Raw genomic sequence first — 3,151 nt, forward strand, 5'->3', positions numbered from 1 at the left:
CCGCCCGCCCCCCCCCAGCCGGAGCCCCACCCCCCCCGGGCGGGCCCCCCCCCCCCCCCCCCGGTCGGCGGCGGCCTCGGCGATGGCCCGCACCTGCATGGTGAACAGACCGGGGATGACCAGGCCCAGGCGCACACCGCGCAGGCCCAGCATCGGGTTCTGCTCGTGCAGCCGGCGGACGGCCCGCAGCAGGCGCCGGTCGTCGCCGTCGCTCTCGCCGCGGGCCTCGGCGAGCGAGACCCGCACCGACAGTTCGGTGAGGTCGGGCAGGAACTCGTGGAGCGGCGGGTCCAGCAGCCGCACCGTCACCGGCAGGCCGTCCATGGCTTCGAACAGCTCGGTGAAGTCGCCCTTCTGCAGCGGCAGCAGCGCGGCCAGCGCGGCCTCGCACTCCTCGCCGGTCTCGGCCAGGACCAGGCGCTCGACCAGTTCACGGCGCTCGCCGAGGAACATGTGCTCGGTGCGGCACAGGCCGATGCCCTGGGCGCCGAAGCGGCGGGCGCGGGCGGCGTCCTCGGCGTTGTCGGCGTTGGCCCGCACCCGCAGGCGGCGCTCGCCGTCGGCCAGGGTCATGATCCGGTGCACGGCGCGGACCAGTTCACCGGCCTGCTCGTCGGGCCGGGTGCGGCCCTCGAAGTACTCCACGACCGGGGAGGGCACGACGGGCACCTCGCCGCGGTAGACGCTGCCGGTGGAGCCGTCGATGGAGATGATGTCGCCCTCGGCCACGACCAGGCCGCCGGGGGCGGTCATACGGCGCTGCCCGAGGTCGACCCGGAGCTCCTCGGCGCCGCACACGCAGGTCTTGCCCATGCCGCGGGCGACGACGGCGGCGTGCGAGGTCTTGCCACCGCGGGAGGTGAGGATGCCCTCGGCCGCGATCATGCCGTCGAGGTCGTCGGGGTTGGTCTCGCGGCGCACCAGGACGACCTTCTCGCCGGCGCGGGCACGGGCCACGGCGGTGGCGGAGTCGAAGACGGCCGCGCCCACGGCGGCGCCGGGCGAGGCGGCGATGCCCCGGCCGATCCGCTCGGCAGCGCCGTCGCCGGTCCGGCTCTCGTCGAAGCGCGGGAACATCAGCCGGGCGAGCTGGGCCCCGTTGACGCGGCGCAGCGCCTCGGCCTCGTCGATCAGGCCCTGGTCGGCGAGCTGGGTGGCGATGCGGAAGGCCGCGGCGGCGGTGCGCTTGCCCACCCGGGTCTGGAGCATCCACAGCCTGCCGCGCTCGATGGTGAACTCGATGTCGCACAGGTCCCGGTAGTGGTTCTCCAGGGTCTCCATGATCCGCATGAGCTCGTCGTAGGACTTCTTGTCGATCGTCTCCAGCTCCGCCAGCGGCACGGTGTTGCGGATGCCGGCGACGACGTCCTCGCCCTGGGCGTTGGCGAGGTAGTCGCCGTAGACACCCTGCCGGCCGGTGGCCGGGTCGCGGGTGAAGGCGACGCCGGTGCCGGAGTCGGGGCCGAGGTTGCCGAAGACCATCGAGCAGACGTTGACGGCCGTCCCCAGGTCGTGGGGTATGCGCTCCTGGCGGCGGTAGAGCTTGGCGCGCTCGCCGTTCCAGGAGTCGAAGACCGCGCGGATGGCGAGGTCCATCTGCTCGCGCGGGTCCTGCGGGAAGTCGCGGCCGGTCCGCTCCGAGACGATGCCCTTGAACTCCTCGACGAGGCTCTTGAGGTCGCCTGCGTCCAGGTCGACGTCGGTGGAGGCGTTCCGGGCCCGCTTGGCCTCCTCCAGCGCCTCCTCGAACAGATCGCCGTCGACGCCGAGGACGGTCCTGCCGAACATCTGGATCAGGCGCCGGTAGGAGTCCCAGGCGAAACGTTCATCTCCTGACTGGGCGGCGAGTCCGGCCACGGAGGCGTCGGACAGTCCGATGTTCAGGACGGTGTCCATCATCCCCGGCATGGAGAACTTGGCGCCGGAGCGGACGGACACCAGCAGGGGGTCGTCCGCCTGGCCGAGCCGCTTGCCCATCTTCTCCTCGAGGATGCCGAGGTGGTCGCTCACCTCGGCACGGAGAGCCGGCGGCTCGGAGCCGGAGTCGAGGTAGACCTTGCACGCCTCGGTGGTGATGGTGAACCCGGGAGGGACCGGGAGGCCGAGGTTGGTCATCTCCGCGAGGTTGGCTCCCTTGCCTCCGAGGAGGTCCTTGAGATCCCTGTTGCCCTCGGTGAAGTCGTAGACGAACTTCCGGGTTACGTGAGGCTCTTGGTTTTCCGGCAAGAGAATCGCGCTCCTCGCTGGATCCCCTCGGCGGAGGCCGGGGGAGGGTTGCCCTGACGGCGGGGAGCGTACCCAGATCGAAGGATTTCGAGTACGGCCACCAGTAGTCCATGGGGGCGTAACTGCTCATCCGCCGATGGATCGAAAGTAAAGGCTTATTCAAGTGCGGTGGATCGCCTCATTCAACACTTGAAGCGGCAATTACGTTCGGTTGCGCCGAACGGACCTCTCGGCAACCCAGAGCGACCGGGGCGGCGGGCGAATGAACGAAGGAGGGGTGGCACCGAGTGCCACCCCTTGAAGAAGCGCAGGGCCGTTTTGAGTGCTCATATGAGCGGACCTCTTATCAGAGTGGCGAGCATCACCCTTTTGGCGGGTCCGCCGTCTCAGTCATTGGACACATACGGGAGCTACGCCGCTCGGATGAGCGCCCCCTGGACGTGCTCGGCCTGCCCCTTCCTCGCCCCGGCCTCACCGCCCCATGGCGGCCAGCCGGGCGTCGGCCCGCTCCGGCGCGTACAGGTGCTCCACGACCATCGCCCCCGCCCCCACCAGCCCCGCCCGCTCCCCCAGCCGGGAGGTGGCCACGGTCAGATGAGCGGTGCTGCGCGGCATCGCCCGCTGGTAGAGCAGCTCGCGCACCCCGGTGGCGAACGGGGCGCCGGCCAGGTCTCCCGCGATCATCAGCACTCCGGGGTTGAGCACGGTGACGACGGTGACCAGTACCTCCCCCACCCGGCGCCCCGCCTCCCGGGCCAGCCGCACCGCGTCGGGCTGCCCGGCGGCCAGCAGCTCGCGCACCCCGGTGCCGGAGGCGGCCGGGATGCCGGAGCCGGTGAGCCGCGCCGGCAGCGCCCGGCCGCTGGCGACCCGCGCCAGGCCGCCGAAAGAGCCGCTCATGCACTCGCGGTCTGGTCGGTCGTGC

Annotated in this window: 2 protein-coding genes; both read right to left on the minus strand. The window is 71.7% G+C overall.

Features of this window, described 5'->3' with window-relative positions; all coding sequences use genetic code 11:
- Window positions 1–2,226 (minus strand): pyruvate, phosphate dikinase (ppdK, locus tag AC2CJA_RS25605; RefSeq protein WP_484605046.1); only part of this gene is annotated, 2,226 nt, incomplete at its 3' end.
- Between the two features lie 471 nt (window positions 2,227–2,697).
- On the minus strand, window positions 2,698–3,151 hold a 454-nt coding region (locus AC2CJA_RS25610; protein ID WP_484605047.1), incomplete at its 5' end, for an ROK family protein.

This window comes from Streptomyces sp. ATLC9, from assembly GCF_057196705.1.